Origin of the sequence: Streptomyces sp. NPDC102278, from assembly GCF_044766345.1 — a bacterium.
Lineage (GTDB): Bacteria > Actinomycetota > Actinomycetes > Streptomycetales > Streptomycetaceae > Streptomyces.
The window spans coordinates 52,583-75,480 of record NZ_JBIWLV010000026.1; the positions used below are offsets into that span (position 1 = coordinate 52,583).

At 68.3% G+C, this 22,898-nt stretch carries 21 protein-coding genes and 1 pseudogene; 13 read left to right on the top strand and 9 right to left on the bottom strand.

The features are described from left to right. Positions 1-533 precede the first annotated feature (533 nt). Positions 534-1,463, top strand: a complete 930-nt coding sequence (locus ACIRO3_RS34605; RefSeq protein WP_404143449.1) for a replication-relaxation family protein — start codon at positions 534-536, stop codon at positions 1,461-1,463. A 545-nt stretch (positions 1,464-2,008) separates the two neighbouring features. On the opposite strand, the gene ACIRO3_RS34610 is transcribed toward ACIRO3_RS34605, so the two are convergent. The 3 genes from ACIRO3_RS34610 to ACIRO3_RS34620 form a co-directional block, all read right to left on the bottom strand. Next, entirely contained in the window at positions 2,009-3,796 is a 1,788-nt protein-coding gene (locus tag ACIRO3_RS34610; protein ID WP_404143451.1) for a hypothetical protein, read from the bottom strand. Between the two features lie 425 nt (positions 3,797-4,221). Then, positions 4,222-4,575: a DUF6233 domain-containing protein gene (locus ACIRO3_RS34615; RefSeq protein ID WP_404143452.1), complete on the bottom strand. Its 354-nt coding sequence runs from the start codon at positions 4,573-4,575 to the stop codon at positions 4,222-4,224. Further along, complete coding sequence (locus ACIRO3_RS34620) at positions 4,572-4,835, bottom strand: hypothetical protein (protein ID WP_404143454.1); 264 nt, start codon at positions 4,833-4,835, stop codon at positions 4,572-4,574. Before ACIRO3_RS34620 ends, ACIRO3_RS34615 begins: the two co-directional genes overlap by 4 nt. A gap of 158 nt (positions 4,836-4,993) precedes the next feature. On the opposite strand from ACIRO3_RS34620, the gene ACIRO3_RS34625 reads away from it, so the two are divergent. From ACIRO3_RS34625 to ACIRO3_RS34650, 6 genes and pseudogenes are all read left to right on the top strand, one after another. After that, on the top strand, positions 4,994-5,428 hold the full coding sequence (locus ACIRO3_RS34625; RefSeq protein WP_404143455.1) for a hypothetical protein: 435 nt from the start codon (positions 4,994-4,996) through the stop codon (positions 5,426-5,428). A gap of 592 nt (positions 5,429-6,020) precedes the next feature. Beyond that, a pseudogene (locus ACIRO3_RS34630) lies at positions 6,021-6,302 on the top strand (transposase); the annotation flags it as partial. A gap of 93 nt (positions 6,303-6,395) precedes the next feature. Beyond that, on the top strand, positions 6,396-7,244 hold the full coding sequence (locus ACIRO3_RS34635; protein ID WP_404143486.1) for a GDSL-type esterase/lipase family protein: 849 nt from the start codon (positions 6,396-6,398) through the stop codon (positions 7,242-7,244). 77 nt (positions 7,245-7,321) lie between these two features. Next, positions 7,322-8,608, top strand: coding sequence for an IS256 family transposase (locus ACIRO3_RS34640; protein WP_404143457.1), 1,287 nt, complete (start codon positions 7,322-7,324; stop codon positions 8,606-8,608). 275 nt (positions 8,609-8,883) lie between these two features. After that, positions 8,884-9,126: a hypothetical protein gene (locus ACIRO3_RS34645; RefSeq protein ID WP_404143459.1), complete on the top strand. Its 243-nt coding sequence runs from the start codon at positions 8,884-8,886 to the stop codon at positions 9,124-9,126. 150 nt (positions 9,127-9,276) lie between these two features. Next, the gene (locus ACIRO3_RS34650) at positions 9,277-9,591 is read left to right on the top strand and encodes a hypothetical protein (RefSeq protein WP_404143461.1); all 315 of its coding nucleotides are present in this window, start codon (positions 9,277-9,279) and stop codon (positions 9,589-9,591) included. A 120-nt stretch (positions 9,592-9,711) separates the two neighbouring features. Here the strand turns inward: ACIRO3_RS34650 and ACIRO3_RS34655 are convergent, their stop codons facing one another. After that, positions 9,712-9,954, bottom strand: coding sequence for a hypothetical protein (locus ACIRO3_RS34655; protein ID WP_404143462.1), 243 nt, complete (start codon positions 9,952-9,954; stop codon positions 9,712-9,714). Continuing rightward, positions 9,954-10,508 carry a helicase associated domain-containing protein gene (locus ACIRO3_RS34660; protein ID WP_404143464.1) on the bottom strand — a complete coding sequence of 185 codons (555 nt, stop codon included), beginning with the start codon at positions 10,506-10,508 and terminating at the stop codon, positions 9,954-9,956. The genes ACIRO3_RS34655 and ACIRO3_RS34660 overlap by 1 nt, the downstream gene beginning before the upstream one ends. 317 nt (positions 10,509-10,825) lie before the next feature. Between ACIRO3_RS34660 and ACIRO3_RS34665 the strand changes: the two genes are divergently transcribed. From ACIRO3_RS34665 to ACIRO3_RS34675, 3 genes are read left to right on the top strand one after another with little or no spacing between them, the layout of a single operon-like run. Further along, positions 10,826-12,427, top strand: a complete 1,602-nt coding sequence (locus ACIRO3_RS34665; RefSeq protein WP_404143487.1) for a Mu transposase C-terminal domain-containing protein — start codon at positions 10,826-10,828, stop codon at positions 12,425-12,427. After that, complete coding sequence (locus ACIRO3_RS34670) at positions 12,424-13,173, top strand: AAA family ATPase (RefSeq protein WP_404143466.1); 750 nt, start codon at positions 12,424-12,426, stop codon at positions 13,171-13,173. Before ACIRO3_RS34665 ends, ACIRO3_RS34670 begins: the two co-directional genes overlap by 4 nt. Then, a complete protein-coding gene (locus ACIRO3_RS34675) occupies positions 13,170-14,309 on the top strand; it encodes a hypothetical protein (RefSeq protein ID WP_404143468.1) in 1,140 nt (379 codons plus the stop codon). The genes ACIRO3_RS34670 and ACIRO3_RS34675 overlap by 4 nt, the downstream gene beginning before the upstream one ends. Here ACIRO3_RS34675 and tpg read toward each other — a convergent pair. Then, entirely contained in the window at positions 14,278-14,838 is a 561-nt protein-coding gene (tpg, locus tag ACIRO3_RS34680) for a telomere-protecting terminal protein Tpg (RefSeq protein WP_404143470.1), read from the bottom strand. The two genes, ACIRO3_RS34675 and tpg, sit on opposite strands and share 32 nt — an antisense overlap. Positions 14,839-15,220: 382 nt before the next feature. On the opposite strand from tpg, the gene ACIRO3_RS34685 reads away from it, so the two are divergent. Together ACIRO3_RS34685 and ACIRO3_RS34690 are read left to right on the top strand one after the other, a co-directional pair. Further along, a complete protein-coding gene (locus ACIRO3_RS34685; RefSeq protein ID WP_404143471.1) occupies positions 15,221-15,466 on the top strand; it encodes a hypothetical protein in 246 nt (81 codons plus the stop codon). Positions 15,467-15,532: 66 nt separating this feature from the next. After that, positions 15,533-16,234: a hypothetical protein gene (locus tag ACIRO3_RS34690; protein WP_404143472.1), complete on the top strand. Its 702-nt coding sequence runs from the start codon at positions 15,533-15,535 to the stop codon at positions 16,232-16,234. 189 nt (positions 16,235-16,423) lie between these two features. Here ACIRO3_RS34690 and ACIRO3_RS34695 read toward each other — a convergent pair whose 3' ends face one another. From ACIRO3_RS34695 to ACIRO3_RS34705, 3 genes are read right to left on the bottom strand one after another with little or no spacing between them, the layout of a single operon-like run. Further along, positions 16,424-18,280, bottom strand: a complete 1,857-nt coding sequence (locus ACIRO3_RS34695) for a hypothetical protein (RefSeq protein ID WP_404143473.1) — start codon at positions 18,278-18,280, stop codon at positions 16,424-16,426. Next, positions 18,273-18,749 (bottom strand): ABC-three component system middle component 2, encoded by a 477-nt coding sequence (locus ACIRO3_RS34700; protein ID WP_404143475.1) that lies wholly within the window; start codon positions 18,747-18,749, stop codon positions 18,273-18,275. The genes ACIRO3_RS34695 and ACIRO3_RS34700 overlap by 8 nt, the downstream gene beginning before the upstream one ends. Next, positions 18,746-19,873, bottom strand: coding sequence for an ABC-three component system protein (locus ACIRO3_RS34705; protein WP_404143477.1), 1,128 nt, complete (start codon positions 19,871-19,873; stop codon positions 18,746-18,748). The genes ACIRO3_RS34700 and ACIRO3_RS34705 overlap by 4 nt, the downstream gene beginning before the upstream one ends. Before the next feature lie 250 nt (positions 19,874-20,123). On the opposite strand from ACIRO3_RS34705, the gene ACIRO3_RS34710 reads away from it, so the two are divergent. Next, on the top strand, positions 20,124-22,529 hold the full coding sequence (locus ACIRO3_RS34710) for a Helicase associated domain protein (RefSeq protein ID WP_404143479.1): 2,406 nt from the start codon (positions 20,124-20,126) through the stop codon (positions 22,527-22,529). Positions 22,530-22,898: the final 369 nt, after the last annotated feature.

A 22,898-nucleotide genomic window follows, 5' to 3' on the forward strand; every position in this document is an offset into this window, starting at 1 on the left:
CGAGGAACCGACCCTATGCCTGACCAGCGGAAACGCATCCGTCGCTCTCGGAAAGACAACGGCTTCTAAAACCGCCCCGTTTTCCAGCTCGCGAAGTGGCCGTCGACGCAGGCCGCCTGCCCCTTGTCCAGGTCCGCGGCCCGCCCGGGCACGCCACGTTTCCCCTTGACACCCCTGGCTGCCGGCCGCGATCAGACCGCGGTCAAGGGGTCGCTTTGCACGATGACGCCTGCCCTGGCACGCACGGCACCCTTTCCCGGTGCGCGCCGGGCCCACGTCCCTCGTCCGAGGGGTGCGGAGCCGACCGCAGGAGAAGAACACCCGTGACGACCACCGCCCACATCACGCCCGAGCCGACCCGGACGCAGCCGCACGACCGATCCCGGGCCCCGGAGCCGGCGTCCGGACAGGGACACACTCAGGGACCCGTTCACGGGCTCACTGCCGGACTCACAGCCGACGCGGGCCCCGAGGGCGTTGTGCCTGCTCGCAAGGGGGTTTCCCCCTTCGCCCGGGGCGTCGACTCCTCTCTGGTGCCTGCTTCCAGCGAGTACGGAGTGGAACATGATCTGCGGATACTGCAGCTGCTCGCCTGCACCCGGGTAGCCACGCCCCACCAGCTCCACACATGGCTGACTCCGATAGCGACGGACTCCAGCACCATCCGCAAGCATCTGCGCGGCCTGGCGAAGGACGGCCTGGTGGCCGCGAACGAGAAGCGGCGGCCGCACATCTGGTTCCTCACCGACGCCGGCCTGAGCGAGGCGCGCCGCGCGGGGCTCGCCGAGCACCGCACCACGACGGTGACCGGTGAGCACGTCGCTGCCTCCCCGGCCTTCGCGCACGCCCTGGCCGTCACGGACACGGCCATCGCGTTCTCCCGCAACCTTCAGCCGGACACCGAGTACGGCACGGCCCTGGGCGAAGTCGGCGACTGGGAGGTCGAAGTCGCCCACCCGCTGGGAGCCGGCGGCCTGCTCGTCCCGGACGCCGTGCTCCACCTGCCCTACTCGAACCTGCCGCACGCCTTTCTCGAACTGGACCGCGCCACCATGTCGCTGGGCAAGCTGATCAACAAGGTCGCCGCCTACGACCGCTACCGCCACTACGCCCACCGCCCCACCGGCCCGAGCCCCGCCCGCGCTTCCGGGGCAGCCCCCGCCGGGCTGCCGCACTGGTACACCCGCTACCCCCGGGCCGCAGCACAGACGAAGTTCCCACCCCTGCTGATCGTCCTGGCCGACAAGAAGAAGACCACCCTGGACAACCGGACCGCCGACACCCTCGCGGGCATCCGCACCCTGCGCGGCATCCACCGCCGCGAACTCGCCGTCGGCATCACCACCCTCCCCACCCTCCAGGAGCACGGCCCCCTCAACCCGATCTGGCACAGCGCCACCAACGACAAACCGCAGCGCCTGGCCGCGCTCATCAACGGACGGCGGGAGCACGGCGGCGGGTGAGGCCCGTTCGGAGAGCGGCCGCGGTTCCACGAACGGAACTCCTGGGGCACCAGCGGTCAGGGTGATCGTGTTCAAGTTCCCCCTGGGGAACTTCACCGAGGAGTGGCGTTGACGGCCGCGAACGCGGCCCGGAGGGCCCTGTGTCCCAGGGTAGCGAGAAGCCTCGGCCCGGGAATCAGGAACAGGCGGCCCGGCGGCGGCGAGCGGGTGGTGCTGGGGTGCGGCCCCCGTCGCGGCCTGGCTGGCCAAGGCCGCACCCCGTACGACGAACATACCCGCGCACCGAAAGCCACCCGTCAGAGCTGCGGGTCAGCCGGTCATGCCGAGCGGGTTGTCGGGGCTGCAGAACGGGGGGTAACCGACCAAATGGGGCCGGTTCAGGCGGCAGTATGGCGCTTTGATTGGCTTTGTTGGTGTGCTGAACGTGGTCTGGCCCTCTGCGGGTTGGCAGAGGGCCAGACCTGTCTGTACTGCTCAGGTGGGGTTTGGGGGTTGGGGGTTGATCAGATGCCCTGGGGATTGGAGTCGCGCGGGGGTGGCGGGGGTCAGATGGTGATGGTGGCGGAGGACTTGCTGAGCTGGATTTGGGTGTAGTACTCGTTGCCGGCCTTACGGTCCCTCTGTTCCGCATCCGACCAGGTCTGCCGCCAGTAGCCGCCGGTCTTGGTGCTGGTGCTGGAGCCGATGGCGATCTCGTAGGTACCGGATTCCAGTCCGGTGATGAGGACCTCGGCGCGGAACCGGTCGCCGAACGGGCCGTTGTCGAAGGTGGCGCCGGCGAAGTCGACGTGCTTCACGGGCAGGCCGTTCTTCCAGACCCGGAAGGTCCCGCCGCTGAGCCTGGCCACGTCGCGAACAGTGGAGGTCTCCGGGTAGTAGCCGAAGCCCCAGTAGTACTGGGCCCACGCCTCCACGATGGCGATCACCCCGGTGCTGCCGTCCTTCAGCTTGGCGGGGACCAGCAGGACCTGGTGCGTGACGCGGGACCAGCTGCCGGGTCCGTAGTCCTCCACGATCTTGCCCTCGTAGGTGTAGCCGCGGCTGACGATGTCCTTGAAGCCAGGCGGTGCGGGCACCGGCTGGGGCACGGGCGCCACGTAGCGCTCCACGCCCCGGTGGACCATCAGGAGCGCCTCCCGCTCGCTGCCGGCCGGGCCGTCCTTGAACACCAGCAGGGCGGGATCGGCCTGCGACTCGTGGCCCTCCAGCACCTCGGCGTCCGCCCAGCCGTCCTTCTGGGTCCAAGTGGTGTGCCGCAGGGTCCCGCCGCCGGGCGGCGCGTACACAGCGTGCAGCTTCCCGTCGTAGGAAGCGAGACCAGCGACGTCCCCCGACTGGAGGGTGGCCGGCAGCAGGACGCCCTCGCTCCACGCGGCGCCGTCGAAGACCGCATGCCACAAGCGGTGCTCCTCCAGCGCCTCCTGGCGGAAATGCTCACGCATCTGGTCCGCCGTATCGGGCTTGCTCTCCGGGGTGCTGCCCCGCTCGCGGAGCGCCTCGACGACGCGGGCCTCTACGGCGCTCTCCTCTTCGGCGGTGAGCTTCTCCTTCTCCAACCAGGCGCCGCGCAGCAGGTGCAGCTTCCCATCGTGGACGGCGAGTTCGCACCTTCCGGACGAGGGGCCCGCGTCGGGGGTCTTCACCGCCGCGCCGCCGGCGGTGGCGAGCGGCGCCCATGTTCCGTCGGCGCCGCGGGTGAGGTGGACGATGCTCCCGTCCTTGTTGCAGAGAACGTGGACCGTCCCGTTGAGGACGGCCGCGCCCGCCTCGTCGCCGTCGCGGAACTTGAGCGGTTTCTGGGCGGGTTCTGCCCATACGGGGGCCCCGTCCTTGGTCCCCAGGACCATCTCCTGCACGACGGTGTACGGGTTCGACCCCGTGACGGTGTGGGTGTGGATCAGACGCAGGGTGCCGTTGTCGTTCACGAGCACGCAGTCGTACTGGCTGCTCACCCCGGTGGGGGTGTCCTTGGTCCACTTGCGTGCGGCGGCCAGGGCCTCGGCGGCGGCCCGGATGTTCTTCTCCCGCTGGGCGGTGTCCTCCTCGGATGCGTTCTTGGGCAGCGCGGTGGTTGCCTTGTCCAGCGCCTGGACGAACGGCTGCACGCTGGAAGGGGTGAAGGACGTCCACCGCACCGGAGCAATGCTCGACCCTGACTCGCCGAGCCCGCCCTGGTGGGCGCAGTACAGGGTGCCGTTCACCTCGGCCAGGGCGGGGGACCGCTGACTGATGTGGTCCGCGAACGGCTCGGCCGGGCTCCAGCCGTCGCCGCTCGTGAACACCGCCCGCCACAGGCTCTCGCCGCTCTTGGTCTGTGTCCCGTTGTCCGTCACATTCGCTCCTCACGCGTCGCCACTGCCGCCCGTCGGGCCCGATGCCCTGGCCTCCGATCCGGACGGCGCCGTGATGATCACCACCGGCGTAGCACAGTGTGCCCGACTTGTGACCTGCCGTGATCGTTCCGGGCAAAGCCCTGACAGGACCCAGTCAGAGGCGCTACGGCCAGTTCACCGGCCGCAGCCCGTCTGCCACCCGGGGCATCCGGGATGACGTGGGGCGTCCGGACCACCCGTATCGGTGACATCGACGTTTGCCTCACCGGACGGACAGCGCCTCATGTCGCCTCGGGTTCGCGCATGCCGGGCCGGACGCGGTGCGCCTGTCGGCAGGCACAGCCGAGAGAACACGGACCGAAATGGGGAAGAGATCTTCGCCAGGAAGGGAATGCGGGGTGGAACGCGGCTTGAGTAGTCGCTGGTCAACGCATTTCGTCGGTTGGCCACGGGCACGCCTCGACGCCCTCGGCGAGGAGTCGGCGGGCCTTATCGCGGCTGATCGCCCGGCCCTCGCCCATCGTGCAGTCCCCGACGTGAACGGAGTACGGCTTCGGGCCCTCGGCGGTGCGCACCGACTCCACCTTCCACTCCGGCACGGACACCGGTACGGAGGAGGGCCGGCGGGGTGCCGGTTGACGCGCTGCGGAGCGGCCCGGCGAGGCGGCGGCCAGCTGCGCTTCCAGGGTCCGGATGGTCTGCTCGGCCTGGCGCTGCTGCCAGGCGAGCCAGGCCCGGACTGCCCGCCACTGCTCGAGGCGGGCCTCCAGGTTGCTCACGCTGATCGCGCTCCGAGCCCCGTCTCCTGCATGGCTCCGGCCAGACCTTTTTCCGCCGTGCGGCGGAGCTCCACGCGGCCCGCGGTGCTCCAGCCGCGCTGTTCCCAGTACGGGTGTGCGCTGATCAGGCAGGACAGCCGGATCAGCTCGCGGCGCAGCGCTGCGGTGTGGAGAGCGGGCTGAAGGGCGAGGGCGCGGTAGGTGCGTATCTGCTCTCGCTGGAGGGCGACGAGGTCATCGGGGAACGGGATGTGCGGCATCCACTTATTCAACCAGAATTTCGAACATATGTGCGAGTCGAAGTGGTTAGGGGGCCTAAGTTTCGTGGGCTCCAGAAGTTATCCACAGGCCCACCCCTCCAGATTGGTCTCAGCGGCCGGACGCACCAGGCATCCGGCCCGGACACAAGGGGACCGTCATGGCTTCGACCGGGAACACGAACACGCTGAGCGCGCAGGAGATTGGCCGGGCGGCGGACTACGTCGAGCTGGTCTTCCAGTACCAGGGGCACGTCAAGGAGAGGGCGGCGCTGGAGGAGTTCCACCGGGACGGGAAGGGGCTGGCCCGTCTGATGTCCGCCTTCGGGGCACTGCTGTTCCGCGACCACATGACGGTCCTTCCCGATGAGCACGCCGACTGTGAGGCCGAGTACGTCCTGGACGCGCTGACCGCGGTGAACATCCGCTACTTCCAGCGCTGGTGCCTTGCGGGAGGCGGCGCACCCACCGCATGGATGGCCGCTGAGTTCCTGATCGAGTGCATGCAGGAGCAGGGCGACCAGACCCATCAGATCCTCTGCGATGTCCGCGGCGCTGCCCGGTACCGGCACCAGCTGACGGGCATATCCGCGTGACGTACCGGCCGGTGACCGAGCTCCTGCCCGTGAGGCGCTGCCGGGACCAGGCGTCCTGTTTGCTGGCGCACGTGCGTGACCGGTGAGGGTGGCTGCTTGTTGACGGGGTGGGAAATGCACACCGGCCCCGGCCGTTCTCGTGGTCCGTCCCGGTCGTTCCTTCGTGGTCCTGGTGCCCGCGCCTGCTGGTCCCCTGGCTCCGTCCGCTGCTTGGATCGGTGGCCCCGGCGCCAGGACTACCCCCGCCGGCGCGGGCTTGCCCGTCGTCTGGGTAAGCCTTAGGCGACCCTGGGCAAGCCTGCCGTTCTGGCCCAGGACCGTTCTCTGCGGTTACCCCCGTTCTGCCGGTGGTGGCGTGCCGTCTGGACTGTCTGGAGGCGGAAGGCCCGCACGGCCCGATCCGGTGGTGCTACGGGCGGGCCCGCGGTGGCCATCCGCTCGCGGAGGCGCTCGACAACGAGTATCAGGCCGACTCCTACTCGCCTACGCCGCCCGCGAGGAGCAGTGTGTGAGAGGAACCGATTCTGCGCTGTCTCGTTGGATGAGCTGGGACACCGTTCCGGAGGGCCTGACCTTCCCGGGGCTCGACCAGCTGGTCACCCCCCTCAACCCCGGCCTGCGTGCCGCCTACGGGGTGGGTCCGGACACCGCCGCCCAGCTGCTGATCACCGCTGGCGCGAACCCGGCCCGCCTGCGCACGGAAGCTTCCTTCGCTGCCCTGTGCGGCGCGGCACCCGTCCCCGCCTCGAGCGGGAAGACGAACCGGCACCGGCTCTCCCGGGGCGGCGACCGGGCGGCCAACGCCGCTCTCTACCGCATCGCGCTCGTGAGGATGGCCCGATGCCGGCGCACCCGCGAGTTCGTCGCCCGACAGCAGCCGGCCACTGTGGCCGCCGGTCCGGCCTGCACTGTTCGATGTGCCACCGCCGACCATGAACGAACTTGTTCCTATTCCGGTGGACAGCCCGTGCCGCCCGGTGATCGCAGGAGTTGTACAGACGACATGCCTTTGTCCGACATCATGCGAAGAGGTGCCACCCCGATGTCCGAACTCTCACCGGCCAACGCCCCGAACCCCGGCCGCGAAATCCCGATCATGATCGTCGGCGATTCCATCAGCCACGGCAGTAGCGGAGACTGGACCTGGCGCTACCGCCTCTGGAAGCACCTGCGAGAGCAGAACGTCGAGCTCGACCTCGTCGGTCCGAAGAACACCCTGGACAACATCCGCACGCAGGAGGTCGGCGACGGCGACCACACCTACGCGGACCCCGAGTTCGACACCGACCACGACGCCCAGTGGGGCCGCCCGTACGTGACCGAGAAGGAGGAGATCGAGGCCAAGGTAGCCGAGCACACGCCCGACTACCTGCTGGTCCTCCTCGGCATCAACGACCTCGTCTGGTACAGCGTCGACCCGCCGAAATTCGAGGCGAACCTGCGCGAGTTCATCGCCAACGCGCGCCGCGGCAACCCGGGGCTCGCCGCCGCCTTCGGCACCGTCCTGGAGACCACCCGCGCCGTCCAGGAGCCGGAGTTCGCACTGAAGGTGGCCGGGGCCAACGACCGGCTGCGCTCCGTGGTGAAGGACCTCTCCACCAAGGAGTCCCCGCTGTACGTCGCGGAGACGGCCGCGGAGTTCGTGGCCGCCAAGCACACCTGGGACGGCACCCACCCCAACCCCAACGGCGAGATCCGCATCGCCGCCGCCTTCGCCGACGTCATGGCTTCCGGCTTCGGCATTGGCGCGCCCTACCCGCGGCCCTACCCCAACGTCGCCCAGGTCGCGGCGGAGGCCAAGGAAACCATCGACTGACGCACACGGCGATCCCGGGCCGGGTGCCGGGGACTGTAAAACGTTCGGTGTAACTCCCGATCATGGAAGATGCATCGATGACCAGCAACAACGTGACCGAGACCGTCGAGCCGTCTGAGGCGGTGCCGTCGAAGTCCGTGGACGACCGGCTGATCGACGAGCTCGTGGGTCGGGCTCAGGCCGAGGGCCTGCAGCTGACCGGTGAGGGCGGGCTGCTCCAGCAGCTGACGAAGCGACTGCTGGAGTCCGCTCTCGAGGGCGAGATCACCGACCACCTCGGCTATGACAAGCACGATCCCGCTGGGAAGAACGGCGGCAACTCACGCAACGGCACCCGGGCCAAGACCGTGCTGACCGAGGTCGGCCCGGTTCAGATAGCCGTGCCCCGCGACCGCGAGGGTTCCTTCGAGCCGAAGATCGTCAAGAAGCGGCAGAAGCGTCTTTCCGGCGTGGACGAGATGGTCATCTCGCTTGCCGCGAAGGGTCTGACGACCGGTGAGGTCCAGGCTCACCTGGCCGAGGTCTACGGCGCCGAGGTGTCGCGCCAGACGATCTCCACGATCACTGACAAGGTCCTCGAGGGCATGGCCGAGTGGCAGAACCGGCCCCTGGACGCCGTCTATCCGGTGATCTTCATCGACGCGATCCACGTGAAGGTCCGCGACGGTGCGGTGGCCAACCGGCCCATCTATGTGGCTCTGGCCGTCACGGCCGAGGGCCGGCGGGAAATCCTCGGGCTGTGGGCCGGCGACGGCGGTGAGGGCGCCAAGCACTGGATGCACATCCTCACCGAGATCAAGAACCGAGGCGTGAACGACGTCCTCATGCTCGTCTGCGACGGGCTAAAGGGCCTGCCCGACGCGGTCGAAACCGTCTGGCCCCGCACGGTCGTGCAGACCTGCGTGGTCCACCTGCTGCGGAACTCCTTCCGCTATGCCGCCCGCCAGGACTGGGACAAGATCGCCAAGCTTCTCAAGCCCGTCTACACCGCGGCGACCGAGGAAGCCGCACTCGACCGGTTCGCCGAGTTCGCCGACACCTGGGGCAAGAAGTATCCGGCGATCGTGCGGCTCTGGGAGAACGCGTGGGAAGAGTTCACCCCGTTCCTCCGCTTCGACACCGAGATCCGCCGCATCGTCTGCACCACGAACGCGATCGAGTCCGTGAACGCCCGGATCCGCCGGGCGGTCAAGGCCCGCGGTCACTTCCCCAACGAGCAGGCCGCCCTGAAGTGCGTCTACATGGCAATCATGTCCCTGGACCCCACCGGCAAGGGCCAGGCCCGCTGGACCATGCGCTGGAAGACCGCACTGAACGCCTTCGACATCACCTTCGACGGCCGGCTCTCCGCAGCACGTCAGTAACCCTCAACAACCCGAGTTACACCGCTCGTTTGACAGACCCGCTCTTCGACGGCTTCAAGATGAACCTCACCGTGACCCGAGCAAGCGGTGAGACCCTCTCGCCGACTGGGAAGGGGGGAGTTCGCTGCAACTACGGCCACCCACGCCTCTGAGAATCGGGCTTGTCACCCACACAAGGGCCGCCCAATGTCATTTCAGCACTCGCGTCACGCGTTCATCGTGGAATCGGTACGGTGCGAGTGCCAGAGATCAACAACCGTGAAACTGGAGATCTGATGACTGACCAGCAGTCCGACCTGACCGTCACGAGCAGCAGCGATGACGGGTCAGATCCGACGAACCGCACCACCGGGCTCGTCCTGGACATCGGTGACGGTGTCACCCACACCGCCCCCGTGTACGAGGGATTCTCGATTCCCAAGAGCACGGACAACGGCGCGACCCTGACGCCCCAGACCAAGGACCGGTCCATGCTGCCGGAGCAGGTTGTGTTCGTACAGCCGCCCGCCCACCACTGACCATCCCCACTCCACCACGCCGGCCGCGCCCGCACGGAAGTCGGGCCGCGGCAGGTAGCCGTTCCCAGATCCGGGAACCGTACGACCCGGGGTGATACATCGAACTGGACGCAGGTTGCCGGCACGCCCGGCACCGTCGCGGGCACCCCGGTGACCCTGCGCGGACCCGACGGCATCGTCAACGTGTTCTGGCGCGGCCCCGACAACAGCGTCTGGACCCTGCGCCAGAACGTCATCAACAGCGCCTACGCCACCGTCGAGAAGCTGACCTCCAACGCCGCCAGCGATCCGGCCGCGACGCTGAACGCGGACGGGCGGATCTCCGTGTTCTACAACGGCACCAACGCCGAGCTGTGCCACATCGGCCAGCAGAACACCGACTACGCCTCCTGGGTGCCAGCCCAGAACCTGGGGCGGCACCGGCGCCAACAACACCCTGGCCCCCGCCCCCATCCGCGTCGGTGACAGCCGCGTCCGGACATTCGTCCACGGCGCCTCCGACGAAATCTGGGGCATCAGCCAGAAGGACCCGAAAACCACCGGCAGCTGGCCTTCGAAGGCGATCGCGAAGGTGCTGCTTGGTGCTTATGCTGTGCCTCCCGTGTCTGTCCGGGTTCGATTGGTGAACCAGCGCGGATCGCGTACGGATACCGGCGCCCGCGTCTCGGCGGTCGCGCCGCGCATCAACCGCCAGCTGGTGCGCGGCGCGGTGACGACGTGGCCCCAAGGCGCGGTGAAGCGCACCTGATCGACCATGCAGGCGCCCAGACACTGCCACGGGCACCCCCGCCCGAGCAGATAGCCGGCCGTGGTGACGACGACGCTCATCACACCCACCTCATTCCGGCCTTGGACAGTTGTTCCACCCGCTCCGGCGTCAGGGTGGCGGCCCGGCGGCGCTGGTTGTCGACCCACATGCCCAGCTTCAGCTCCAGGCCCCGCTGCGCCTGGTCCTTGCTCTCCCCGCCCAGAGCGATCGTCTCGACGTGCTTGCGGGGCACCGTCAGGTGTCCTTCGCGCTCGAAGTACTGGACGGCGGCGCCGTAGTGCATCGCCCACTTGTCGGCCTGGCTGGTGCGCGCCTTCGGCTTCTCGTCCTCGCCGGCGGGTTCGATGCCGAGGACCTGCTCGCACATCCACTGCTGCACCCCGGTGAGTTGATCCCACCCGTGCCGGACCGCGGTGACCCACCGGCCGAGGTCCTCGCCCTGGCGTACGACTTCGCCCGGCGTGGTGGGCAGCGTCTGGCCGGTGTCGAGGTGGAGGCGGACGAGGTGGAAGCAGCGCTGCCAGGTCACCGGCCACACGGGGCACCAGGCGGGGTCGATGTCCTCCAGCTGCTTGCGCCGCGCCCGCGTCATCGCCCCGGCCGATGACTCCACCGGCAGCCCCTCGGTGCGATCTCTTGGTTTGGGGACAGTGGTTTGAGAGACAGTGAGTGGCTGGGGTGTTGTTGCTGGTCGGGGTCTGTTTCGGGGTTTCGTGTCACTGTCATGGACGTGAGAGATCGGTATGGGATCGCTGTCCTGAGCCTTTATCGTGCTAGGTGTGACGCTGTCTCAGTTTTGTGAGTTCTGATCCATCGGCTGGTTGGGGCCGGTGTGATGGGCGGGTGGATGAGGAAGTACAGCTCCCGGTCTCGGGGGGTTCGGGCGCGGTGTTGCCGGCGGTGTCGGTGCGGGCGTTGCGGGGGCCGGCTGTGCGTCGGTTACTGGCCTTGCGTCGGGAGGGGAAGCTCGCTACCCAGGACGTGAGGGCGATGGCTGAGACGTTGGGTGTGCGGGAGCGCGCGGTGTGGCGGTGGCTGGCCGCCGCCGAGCAGGACGAGGCCACGGCCCGGGAGCCGGGGGAGAGGGCACGGTACTACGGGAGGTTCACCGTTACCGCGGAGGTCCGGGCTCTGCTGGGGCTGTGGAAGGGCAACGTGGCTGCGGTCCATCGTGAGTTGACGGCCCGCGCGGCCCGGGGCGAGGGTGAATCGCCGCCGTCGATTCCGACGTTGCATCGTGCGATCCGGCGGGATTTGACGGCGGGGGAGCGGGCGGGGCTGGCTGGTGGTGAGGGTGAGGCGCGGAAGCATGATGTGTTTCTGGCCCGGCCGCGGGGCTGGCGGAATCAGGTGTGGGAGACCGATCATGTCCAGGCGCCGGTGCTGGTCGATGTCGGGGGCACTGCTCTGAGGCCGTGGATCACCTGGTTCGTGGACTGCGCTACGAACACGATCATGGGGGTTGCGGTGACGCCGGGGTATCCGTCGCGGGAGTCGGTGCTGGCCGCGCTGCGGGCCGCGGTGCTGCGTGAGGACCCGTTCGGGCCGCAGGGCGGGTTGCCGGAGAAGGTGCGCGTGGACCGGGGTAGAGATTTCCTGTCGAAGACGGTCGCGGCCGCGTTCGGAGCTCTGGTGGTTCAGGTGGAGGATCTTCCCGCCTATACCCCGCATCTCAAGGGCACGGTGGAGGGCTTGAACCGTGCCGTGGAGTCGATGTTCCTGGCGGCGCTGCCTGGGTATGTGCGTCAGCCGCGCCCGGGCCGGCGCCGGACGAGGCCGAAGGACGAGGTCCTCCTCGGGTTCGAGGACTTCACCTCGCGCCTGTTGGACTGGGTGACGTGGTGGAACACCTCCCACCGTCCGGAGCCGCTGAAGGGAACGTCTCCGCTGCAGGCGTGGGAGGCGGATCCGACGCCGGTGCGGGAGGTCAGCCCGGAGGAGTTGTGGACGTTCACGCTGGAGGACGACGGCCGTGTCCGGGTGATTTCTACCCGTGGTGTGCGGTTCCGCAGGCGGGATTATGTGGGGCCGTGGATGACGGGCCTGGCGGGTACGGGGGTCAGGGTGCGGTTCATGCCGCACCACGAGCACCGCATCGAGGTCTTCGACGCTACGAACGGCCGCTACCTGGGCCCCGCGACCCTCGCTGACGAAGCTAGCCCCGAACAGATCACCGCGGTCCGTACGGCACGCGCTGCGCGCAGCCGGCGCCTGCGCAAAGACCTCACGTCGGCGCAGCATGAGCGCTATGCCGCGGTTACCCGGCCGGGGAAGCCAGAGCGGCTCGGCGCCGTGTCCGCGGTGGAGGCCGGTGCGGAGCTCGCGGAGGCTGACTGGGCGGACTTGTCGCGGCTTGCGCTGCCGGACCTGATCCCGCCGTCTGCTCCACCGGCCGAATGGCGCACGCCTCCCGCCCTCGCCGCCCGGACCCGCAGAGCCCGTCCAACGGATACGGCCGACGCCGATGAGAGGGGCGCCCCCGGTACCGGCAGCGATCCCGGCACCACTGGCGAGGGAGAAGAACCGCGGTGACCGCCCCTACGTACCAGTACGTCGATCTCCCGGATGCTTCCATCGTGACCACGCGGGCGCTGCTGACCGCGCGGGAGAACATCGCTGACACGGTCGCTGCGCGGGCGATGATGTGCATCCACGGCAACGCGGGCTTCGGTAAGACCCTCGCGGTCAACACGTGCCTGCACGAGCTGGAGGACGCCCTCGGTGAGGAAGTCTGCCGGGTCACTTTCCGTGCCCGCCCGACCGCCCGTGCGGTGCGCTACGAGCTGTTCGAGACGCTGCGCCTGCCCGGTGAGCCGCCCCGCCATCCCAGCGAGTTCGACCGCCTGCTGAAGACTGTCCTGTCCGAGCGGCCCCGCACCTTCCTGGTGGACGAGGCGCAGTGGCTCAATGGGGAGGCGTTCGAGTACTTCCGCTACTTGTGGGACGATCCCGCAACGCAGATCGCGATCGTCTTCGTCGGTGGCGCCGGCGCCCATACTGTGCTGCGCCGCGAGCCGATGCTCTCCTCCCGGATCTTCATCTGGCAGCAGTTCACCCGCCTCACTCCCGAAGAGGTCCTTGACGTCATCCCGCTCTTCCACCCGATTTGGGAAGACTGCGACCCGGCCGACATCTCCTTCGCCGACGAACAGGCCGCCCACGGCAACTTCCGCGCCTGGGCCCAGCTCACCGCACACACCCGCACAGCCCTGGAACGCACCGGCCGCCCCTGCCCGGACCGCGACCTGTTGCGCTGGGCCTTCAGCCGCCTCGCATGACCACCCCTGCCACGCTGCGGCTGGCTGTCGTCATCGATGCCGGGGATGACGCAGCGTTCACTCACACCGCTCTGGCCGCGCATGCCCCGCAGGCCGGCCGTATCACCCTTCACCCGGGCCCGGGCACGACCAGTGATACCGCCCTGGCCGGTGACCTGCTGCTTGCTCTGGGCAAGCCGGCCCACATCCCGGGGCGTTTCCCGAACGGCCGCCCGCCGCTGTGGGAGGCCGCCGCCGCGTGGACGAGTGGTCTGGCCGTCACCCGTATGACCGTCCTGCGCGCCCATCTCCTCGACGAGCGCCGCCTGCTACGCATCCTGGGTCTGTGGAGGCAGACCGGCATCTACCTCACGCTCGTCGTCCACCGCCCCCGCCTGACCGCGGCTCTCGAACGCGCCCTGCCCGCTGGCGGGTACACGGCCGCCCACACGCTCGGTGAGGCCCGGGCCCTCTACCAGGGCGACGACACCGCAGAGGGCGTAGCGCCGCTGATGCCTCCCGCGCCGACGGCCGCCTGGCGCTGGATCACCATGGCGGCCCTGAACCGATTGGTCTCCTACGACAGCCCCCAGCCCTGCACCGCCGCCTGCAGCCCGCCCCCGATCGTCTACCTGCAGCGCCCGGCACCCCTGGCACCGACCCCGGCCCAGTCCGCCGCGCTGGCCGCCCGCCTGCACGCCGCGAGCGCCCACCCCGCCCGCGCCGCGGCCCTCGCGGGAGCCGTCGCCGCCGGGGCCTCGTTCCAACAGCTCACCACGGCCCGAGCCGACGGCTTCGACCTCGCCGACTGCACCCTTACCCTGCACGACCGCACCCGCTACACCGACGGCTGCGCGATTTACTCCCTGCCGGCCTGGGCGGTCCCCTTCCTCCACGCCGCCACGCAGTTCGCCCGCCTGACCGGCACGCCCCATCTGCTGGCCGCGCCAGCTGACCGCCCGGCCCTGCTGCGCCTGGCCGAGACCATCAAGATCCGCCCGCCCCAGCCTCACGCCGGCCGTGCAGGCGCGAAGCGTGCCCCGGTGGTCTGGGACTGGGCCGAGAAGCGCGAGGCTCTGGGATACGAGCCCCCTCCGCCTCGCGCTCTGCCGCCCGGCCCTCGTGTCACGACGGCTGCGCGAGCCCGAACTCGATGAAGTCGACGTCCCTGAACTTCACCCTCAGCGTCTCCGCCCGCCGGCCCGCCTGACGGAAGTAGACGTGCCCCAGGGCCCGGCCCAAGATCACTTCCTGCTGCCTCTCCGAGACACCGGCCTCCCAGGCGGCGAGCAGTTCCCGGGCGACTTCCCCGGGCACCACCGCCGTCACGAGCCGGTGCCGCGGATCGTCGGTGCTCCCGAGGCCGGCCGTGAACCCGAACCGCGCCCGGGTGTGCACCACCAGCCCCTGCTGCTCCGCGGCGGCCCGGCGGCGCGCCCGCACCAGCGGCTGCCACCGCGCCCGTACCCGAGTCGCGATGACCGCCGCGTGCCGGACGGAGGGCCTGGCCCTCGCAGACGCTCTTCGGGCCGTCCATCGTTGGACTGTGCGCCGGGACACTCCCAACTCCCGCGCCACCAACTGCTTGGAGCCTTTTGCCCACCTGAGCAGCGCAGCGAGCTGCTGCTCAGGGGTGTCTGGCAGCGGACGCGTGTACAGCAGTTTCTCCAGCTCCGCCCCGATCAACCTGACCCTCCGCCCGCAGCACCAGTCGTTGCAGCAGGTCTCTCACGTACCGGAGAGCCATGCGCTCGGAATCCCGATCTCTGCGCTACGGGATGCCGGGATGCGCTAGAGAGGCGGGTCGGTTCATGCCGGGCGGGCCGGGGCAAGTGCCGGCCGTGATCATCGTTCCGGCCTGTCGCGTCAGCGCAGTGACAGCCAGGTGCTGGCGTAGACCACGAGGATCCCGCCGAAGGCGGCTGCTGCTCCCCTGAGGAGCTGGATGTCGCCGCCAGTGCCTATGCCTCGGACTACGGTGCGATGTGCTGGGTTGGCGTCAGGTGGCGGCCTGTCAGCTGGCTTTGTTCGTGTGTGCGGCGTGCGGGACGCGGGTGTTGGTAGTGACGTGATGGACATGCTCCCGCAGGCGCCGCGGCCCGAACTCCCCGGCGCCGAGGAGATGTTCCACGCGCTGGCCAGCAGCGTCCGGCCGGTCGGCGACGGCCAGTCCGTCGTGGCGTCGGCCATCGACCCGCGGGTGATCGGCTTCGAGATCATTTCGATACCGTTGCCGTGGCGCCGAACGGTGCTGCCGTCCCCTTTCGTTTCTGGATCTTCAACTGCTGGGCGTCAGCGACGGATGCCAGGATGATGCGGGCCACCCGGAGGGTGGTGTCAGGGGAGCAACGAACAGCACACATAGAGGGGTGGGGCGTTGGTGAATCAGCAGCCGGAGCAGTGCCGGCACTGCGGAGAGACGATCGTCATGGTCAACGATCGCTGGGCGCACGGCAGCTACGGTGGGTGGGGGAGTGTGGGCTGCAGTGCCTACAGCTTCACCCTGCGTGGCGAGTGGGACAGCCGGCTGACGAAGAAGGAGAAGGCCGGCCCGCGAACGAGGGGGCAGAAAGAGGGCCGGGAGGAGTTCCCTTCCTGGCCTGGCCTGCAGGAACAGCGACGCGAGGCCGAGCGGAAAGAGAGGGAAGCAGCTGCCCTGGCCGCCACCTGCTTCTCACAACAGCTCGTCAAGGCTGTGCACGCCGCGGAAGCAGTCGTTGCGGATCCAGGTGGCTACACCTTCCGCACGCTGGAGCGACGCCGGCAGGCAGTGATCCTCGGTATGGAACAGCAGGCTCGCCGAGCTGCTGCCAGGCAAGGCCACGCCGAACTCTCGAGCAGCACAGCCAACGATGAGCTGCGCCGGCTTATGCAGCTTACTCGCGGACTCCTGCGTTCTCTGCGGGCGGCAGAAGAGCACCTGCCGCCGGACGAAGCGTTCAAGGCGGCAGCAAGCCGATACAGCGCCCGGGTCGACCAGATCGCGACCGAACCCTATGCCTCCCTGCCATCGTACGGAGAGGGTGCCTTCACGGAACGCAGCACGCTCGGTGCCGCCCGGCAGCGTGTCGGACGGCGGTAGAAAAGCGCGTAGAGAAGCCTGCCACGCGGGCCGCTCCTGCTGGGTGGTCCCTCGAAGACCGGAAGGAGCTGCTTCGTATGGTCCTCGGTGCCGGTCGTGAGCCGACCTCAGCCGTCAAGGCAGAGCTCTGACGGCAGTAGGGGATCAGTGGGCATGGTCGGCTGGTGTGATCCCAACCCGAGCATCTGCTCAGGCGCCGCTCGTATCCTCATCAACGATGCCGGTTTCGATCGGGAAGAAGCCGAAGCGGTGGTCGTGGGGGTCTCGGCTGAACATGTACACCTGGGCTTCCTGGACGATGTCGGAGGGCGGGTCGCTGTTTTCCACGATGATCGCCTGGCCGGTGAAGCGCTGGAACAGGTCGCGGTAGAAGTAGTCGATGACGCTGTCGGGTAGGTTCTCGTCGTCGGTGCGGCGCACACCGGGCTGCCGGTAGGTGACCAGGGGGGAGTCGAGGATGACGAACCCGGGATGCGGGTGCTGCTGGTCAACGCAGTACTCGGCCAGGGCGACAGCAAACGCGGCGTGCAGCACGGCACGCATGCCCTTGCCGTGGCCGGCGCGGTCGCGGTCGCCTACGTACAGTTCCGCGGTGTGCTGGTCGTAGTACACGCCGTGCAGACGGACCTGCCAGGCTTCCAGGGCACGCTCGACAGCACGGTCGAATGCGGCGACGGTCCCGGCGGGGATGCTGCCGGTGGGCCGCCCACCGGGGACGGCCCCATTGGCGACGAGGGCGGCACGAACGTCTTCGAGTTCCTGGATCCGGGTGTGCAGCCCGAGTTCCTTCTCGATATGGGAACGGGCCTCCATCGCCTGGGAGGCCTGGTCCTGCACGGGCTGCAGTTCTTCGTCGATGCGTGCGATCTCAAGGTCGGCCTGTTCGGTCTGGGCAGCACTGTGTTCGCATTGCCTGGCGAGTCCCTCGCGCTGGATCCGCAGGTCGTCGATGGTCAGGTGCAGGTCGGACAGCAAGTGGCGGGTTTTTGTGTCTTCGGCTGTGACCGCGGTGTGCAGGGCGGTCGTCTCCTGCAGGTCGTGTCCTGGGTTTTGGTGTGCGGGGTCCGCTCCGCAGAAGGCGCATGTCCCAGTGCGGAAGTAGCCGAGCAGACTGCCTGCCTCGCTGACCATGGCCAGGCGCTCGAGGTCGGACTCGTATTGGCTTTGCAAGAGTCCGAAGCGTCCGATGAGGTCGTCGATCTCGGCCACGCGCTGGTCGTACTGGCCGAGTGTGACGGCGAGCTCTGTCCGGCGGGTCACGGCCTGTGCGTGACGTGCGGTGATTTCCCGCAGTGAGAGTCCGATGGTGTCCTGGTGGGCGAGCAGGCGGTGCAGTTGCTGCGCCAGTTCACTTTCGTTGCCGCCCTGTGCCAGCTGGCGCTGCAGGTCGAGGATCAACTCGTCGAGCAGCCCGATCTTCCCTTTCTGTAGCCGCCGCTGCGATGCATTGGGCCGCGCTTCGCCGGCGGGCTCGCCTTGGCCTGTCAGGAGCAGCTTGAGGACTGACTTGTGCGCGGTCTGGCCGCTGGTGCCGGTAGAACGCAGGACCGACGGGACCTTGGACACCATCCGTGTCTCGCTGATCAGGCACAGGTGCAGCAGGTCGCGCAGCCCGAGGGGCTTGGTGCCGCCGGTGTCGTTCGTCGCGATGAGTGCATCGTGGAGTCCGAGCTTCTCCAGCAGATAGCGGGAAATGTTCTTCGAGCCCCTGGTGCTGACGCTGAGCTCGAGGTCGGATGCCCGGTAGACCAGGTCTCGCACATCGTCGTGGAAGACGCTGATACGGCTCGACTCAGGGCCGCGCATCAGGGTGATGACCTGGCGGTCGGGAAGTTCGAGGCCGAGGAGGATCTGGGAGTATCCCTCCGCCTCGGGGATGAGGCTGAGCTTGCGCGCCCCCAGCATGTAGTCGATCGCTTCGGTGACGAACGACTTGCCGGTGTCCGAGGCGCCGTAGATCACGGTCAGTCGCTCGTCGAAGACGACCTGTGCTGTCACCCGCCCGGCGCCGGCGAAGGTCAGGTGCAGAAGCCGGATGCTAGGCATGGTCACGTCCCGGGGCAGGCAGTTGCGGATCGAAGTCTCGGGCCCATCTTTCGGTGATGGCCCGTGTCGCGGCGCGTACATCCAGCTGGGGTGCCGACTGAGCAGCGATGACCCAGTCAGCCCGGTCTTTGAGGGCGCCGACGTAGGGGGCTTCGAGGATGCTGACGAACCCGGCCGCTTCCTCGCTCGCCCGGTAGAGCAGGCCGTCCGCCCGCGGTTCCACTTCGGCCAGCCCTGCCCGCATCAGGACGACGAGGCCTTGTTCGATCAAGTGACGGCGCATCGCCAGCTCACCGGGGCCTGCGGGCAGCGAGGGGTGAAGACTCGGGGGCCCGTTCAGCTCACCGCTGTGGAGCATGACGTGGTCCAGATACACCAGCCGGGCCATGTCCAGTGGCTCAGGAAAGGCCGCACAGAGCAGGACAAGCGTGCGCATGCCGACTTCGAGTGGGCTGTTCAGAGGATTCACAGCTCCTCCTGGACCCAGTGGAGCCGGTCGTCGTTGGCGAGCTGGTGGCAGATCCCCTTGCGGTCGTCCGGGTCGACGACCTGCAGCAGCACGTTGGTACCCAGCTGCATGTCCCGTGCAGCGGCCAGTACGGCCTTGAGCCGCGTGTACCCGGTGTCGAAGTCGTCTTCCTCAACTTCTGCGACACCGCTGTACACAGAGTCCTGCAGCGACTCGAAGGTCCCTGCGGGGACGCTGTCGCGCGCGAAGATGCGTAGCTGTTCGGCCCGATAGAAGGCCTCGCGCTGCCTTTGAAGATTCCGGCCCGCTGTGGGGTGTGCGCGCGCCGCGTCCGGTGAGGCAGGGGAACATCCCCATTTCTCAAAGTAGACGTCGAGAAGCTGCTGAATATAGCGGGCTTCCTCCGGTGCGTGTTCGGGGGGTGCTGCAAGACTGGCCGGCCTGTCGGGCAGAGGTACACCGAATCGCTTCACATGCTGAGGCGTCGTGGCGTGCTGCGCGAGGATCTTGTCCAGGTTCCCGGCTTCGAACCGGGAGAATTCCGACTGGCGGGCAAGACCGAGAGCACGGTCCAGCGCACCCCCGGCGTACTCCTGTACAAGCCTGGTTTTGTTCTTCTCCGCCCAGTCGAAGAAGCCGGTGCGCAGCGCCGACGGCTTCGCCAGCAGCTGGATGAGTGATCCGCCGACCTTCGGTGCTACGAACATGTACCGCTCAGGAAGCACCTGGTACTGCTGCTCCGCTACCGCGGAATGAATCTTGAGGATCTCCGGGTACGCGGTAGCAGGGGCGATCGCCTTGTCGTAGTGCTTGCACTGGAAGCAGTGCCAGACGTCGTCGGTCTTTCTCGGGGTCAGGAACGCGGCGATGTCTGCGCCACGATCGTTTGATCCTCCCATGCGTACCACGTCCACGTATTCGGCCTCCTTGAGTGCTACCACCCACTCGTAGATGAACTCCTCCCAGTCGTCGGCCGAGTGGTGCACCAGGATCTGCTTGGGCGTCAGCGTGGGCGGCAAGGCCATCATCGGGGAGACCACTGTCACCGGGGCCTGCGACGGTTTGGGCAGCTCGGAAAACAGAGGCTCAGCGTGGAACGCAGAAGACCGCTCCGACGTGCTCATTGACCCCCCGGTCGTGCATCAAGCGGAACCCGCCCCGACGTTCCTACCACCGTCGCAGCGTCAAAGACAGAGGGCCTTGAGCCGATTCTGCCGCCGACTCGGGCCGCTGTGTTCCTCCAGGCCTATTACCGATCATTGCGGAGAGACGCGGCTTTCCGCCGTCCGTTTTGCCAATACGGCAGCGAAGGACTGTCATCCATAAGGAGTGCCTGTCCCCGCTGACATTGCCGGGTGCGTCATGATGACGGTCATGGTCACCCCGGTCGAGCCCCCCGAGTCCCGCGGCCCTGGCCGTCCTGCGCTGCGTCCGGACCAGGTACAGGGCCTGGGAGCAGCGGTAAGGCACCTACGTCGCCCGAACACCCGGGCTTTGTACGTGGCGGCCACAGGAACAGGCAAGACACTGGTGTCGATCCGGGCCGCGGACGGACTCGGTGCTCGCCTGGTCCTGGTGGTCGTGCCCACGCTGGACCTGGCCGCACAGACCGCGCTGGCATGGCGCCGTGACGGCCACCACGAACACATGGTGATCGTTTCCTCGATGGACAGCGCCGGACACGCGGCACTGGCCGCCCGCAGAGTCGGTTCCACGAGCAGCTCCGAGGCACTGGCCGCGCTCATGTCGGTTGTGGGGGAGGGGCAGGACCAGCTCCCCGCGCTGACGGTGATATCCACCTACGACTCACTCGACAAGATCGAAGGAACTCAGCACACCCGCTACCGAGTGCCCCCGTTCGATCTGGCCGTCATGGACGAGGCACACCGTATTGCCGGCCGGGCGGACAAAAAGTGGGCCGCCATCAACGACCAGGCCAGGATTCTCACGGACCGCCGCCTTTACATGACCGCCACCCCGCGCAGCTTCCAGGCCCCCGACCTCACCGGCTCGGCTGCCACCAGCCGCCGCCGGGTCCGCACCGCACAAGAACCCGCCTCCCAGGCCTCGGCGAACAGCATGGACAACGAGCACGTGTACGGGAAGAAAGTCTTCGAATACCCCCTGGCACAGGCCATCGCCGACGGCGTGGCCGCGGACTACCGCATCGTGATCCCCACCGTCACAGAAACCGAGCTCCGCGCCCGCCTCAACCTTCCCGCACCCGGCACACCCGCCACCAGCACCGACGATGCGCTGCGCACCACCGCGCTGCACCTCGCCGTACTGAACGCGATGGCCACGCATTCCATGCGCCGGATCCTGGTCTTCTTCCACCTCGTCGAGGACTCGGTCCGCTTCGCGCACCAGCTCCCTCACACCCTGCGCCGCCTGCGCAGGGCCGACCCCCACTGCTTTCCAGGGATCGATCCGGACGTCTTCTTCGTCCACGGAGAGCACACCGCAGACGAGCGCGCCGACGTCTTCGCCCGCTTCGCGGCATCACCCCGCGCAATCTTGGCCAACGCGAAAGTGATCGCCGAAGGCATCGACATTCCCAGCACGGACGCCGTCGTCTTCGCGGACCCCACCAGCAGCATCATCCGCTGTGTCCAAGGACTCGGCCGCGCCTTGCGCCTGGACGTCAGCGGCAAGGTCGCGAGCCTCATCGTTCCCGTCTATGTTCCGCCCGGCGCCGACGCTGAGAACATTCTGGGCAGTGCATACGAGCCTGTCTGGGCCATCACCACGGCGCTGGCCAGTCACGACCACCGCATCCTCGAACGCCTTCCGAACAAGGCCAACCGCCTGCCGGCCGAGACCAGCAGACTTATCCAGCACCGCTGGCACTTCGACTTCACCATCCACCCCGAACGCATCGCCCGCGCCATGGACCTCATCGCCTTCAACCCTCGCGGTGCGCTCACCCGCACGCGCCGAGAAGGCCTCGTATCCGCCCAGGCATTCCACGACGCCTATGGCCACCTCGACGTCCCCACCACCTACACCGACACTGCCGGCTTCGAGCTCGGCCGCTTCGTGACCGCCATGCGCGACGCCCGGGCAGCAGGCAGCCTTGAGACGGACTGGACCGCCGAGCTCGACGCCCTGGGCATGATCTGGGACAAACACCAGGCCGCCTGGCGGGCCCGCCTCACCGCCGTCACCGACTACCACCGCGCCCACGGCCACCTCGCCGCTCCTTCCACCACCCCCGTCGGTGCCTGGCTCGCCGAACAACGATCCCTCGCCGGACGCGGCCACCTGGACCCTGCTCGTGCCGCTGACCTCGAGGCCATCGACCCCCACTGGCTCCTCCCGTACGGCCCCGACTGGCATCGCAAGTACCACCTGGCGCGCCATCACATTGAAACCGGACGCCCCCTCACCCCCGACACCGTTGCCGCCGGCACGAATATCGGCAGCTGGGCCATCCGCCAACTCACCCAATGGACAAGCCTGGAACCTGGCCAGCGTGAGCTTCTCGCCGCCCTTGACCTCACCCCCGCCACCAGCACACTGGCCCCCCGCCCCGCAGACCGCCGCACCTTCGCCGAGACCGTCCAGATCCTTGAGCTCTTCCTCCACCGCGAGCGCCGAGCTCCAGCAGCCCGCGAGTCGATCACCGTCGACGGTGACACCATCAAGATCGGCCCCTGGTTCGCCAAGGCCCGCACCAAGCACCGCGCCGGCCAGCTCAACCCCGAGCACGAACGCCTCCTCGCAGCCCTCTTCGAAGACGAATGGACCGACGAGAGCCCTTCACCGGCCTTCACCTGACCAGGCGTTGCAGAACTCACCCGCCAGACACCAACAGGAACGAGAGGAAAAGCGGGATTCTCAGAAACTTCTGCCGGAAGGAAACACCAGCGCCCCCCGCAACCGGCAACCGGCAGCCCGCGGCAGCGGGCTCTTCTCCTGGAGGCGAAGCCGAAAGGAGCCGGGGTGGCAGCGGAGCGGACACCCCAACGGGCCAGAGGCCCGGACTCCGTGAAACGGAGTCACCTTCCGCGCGAAGCGCGGAACTATCAGGTTCTGCGAAGCAGAACCTCAGGGTGAAGCGCAGCGGAACCCTGAAGGTCCGCAGCGCAGCGAAGGACCCTGCCGCCCGAAGGGCGGCAGCTGGCTCGGCGAAGCCGAGCCCCCGAG

Bases quoted from the DNA above. Each gene is read 5' to 3' on its own strand.
- ACIRO3_RS34620 (WP_404143454.1), bottom strand. From the start codon at position 4,835: ATGCCGCACATCCCGTTCCCCGATGACCTCGTCGCCCTCCAGCGAGAG.
- ACIRO3_RS34625 (WP_404143455.1), top strand. From the start codon at position 4,994: ATGGCTTCGACCGGGAACACGAACACGCTGAGCGCGCAGGAGATTGGC.
- ACIRO3_RS34640 (WP_404143457.1), top strand. From the start codon at position 7,322: ATGACCAGCAACAACGTGACCGAGACCGTCGAGCCGTCTGAGGCGGTG.
- ACIRO3_RS34645 (WP_404143459.1), top strand. From the start codon at position 8,884: ATGACTGACCAGCAGTCCGACCTGACCGTCACGAGCAGCAGCGATGAC.
- ACIRO3_RS34655 (WP_404143462.1), bottom strand. From the start codon at position 9,954: ATGAGCGTCGTCGTCACCACGGCCGGCTATCTGCTCGGGCGGGGGTGC.
- ACIRO3_RS34675 (WP_404143468.1), top strand. From the start codon at position 13,170: ATGACCACCCCTGCCACGCTGCGGCTGGCTGTCGTCATCGATGCCGGG.
- ACIRO3_RS34695 (WP_404143473.1), bottom strand. From the start codon at position 18,280: ATGCCTAGCATCCGGCTTCTGCACCTGACCTTCGCCGGCGCCGGGCGG.
- ACIRO3_RS34705 (WP_404143477.1), bottom strand. From the start codon at position 19,873: ATGAGCACGTCGGAGCGGTCTTCTGCGTTCCACGCTGAGCCTCTGTTT.
- ACIRO3_RS34710 (WP_404143479.1), top strand. From the start codon at position 20,124: ATGGTCACCCCGGTCGAGCCCCCCGAGTCCCGCGGCCCTGGCCGTCCT.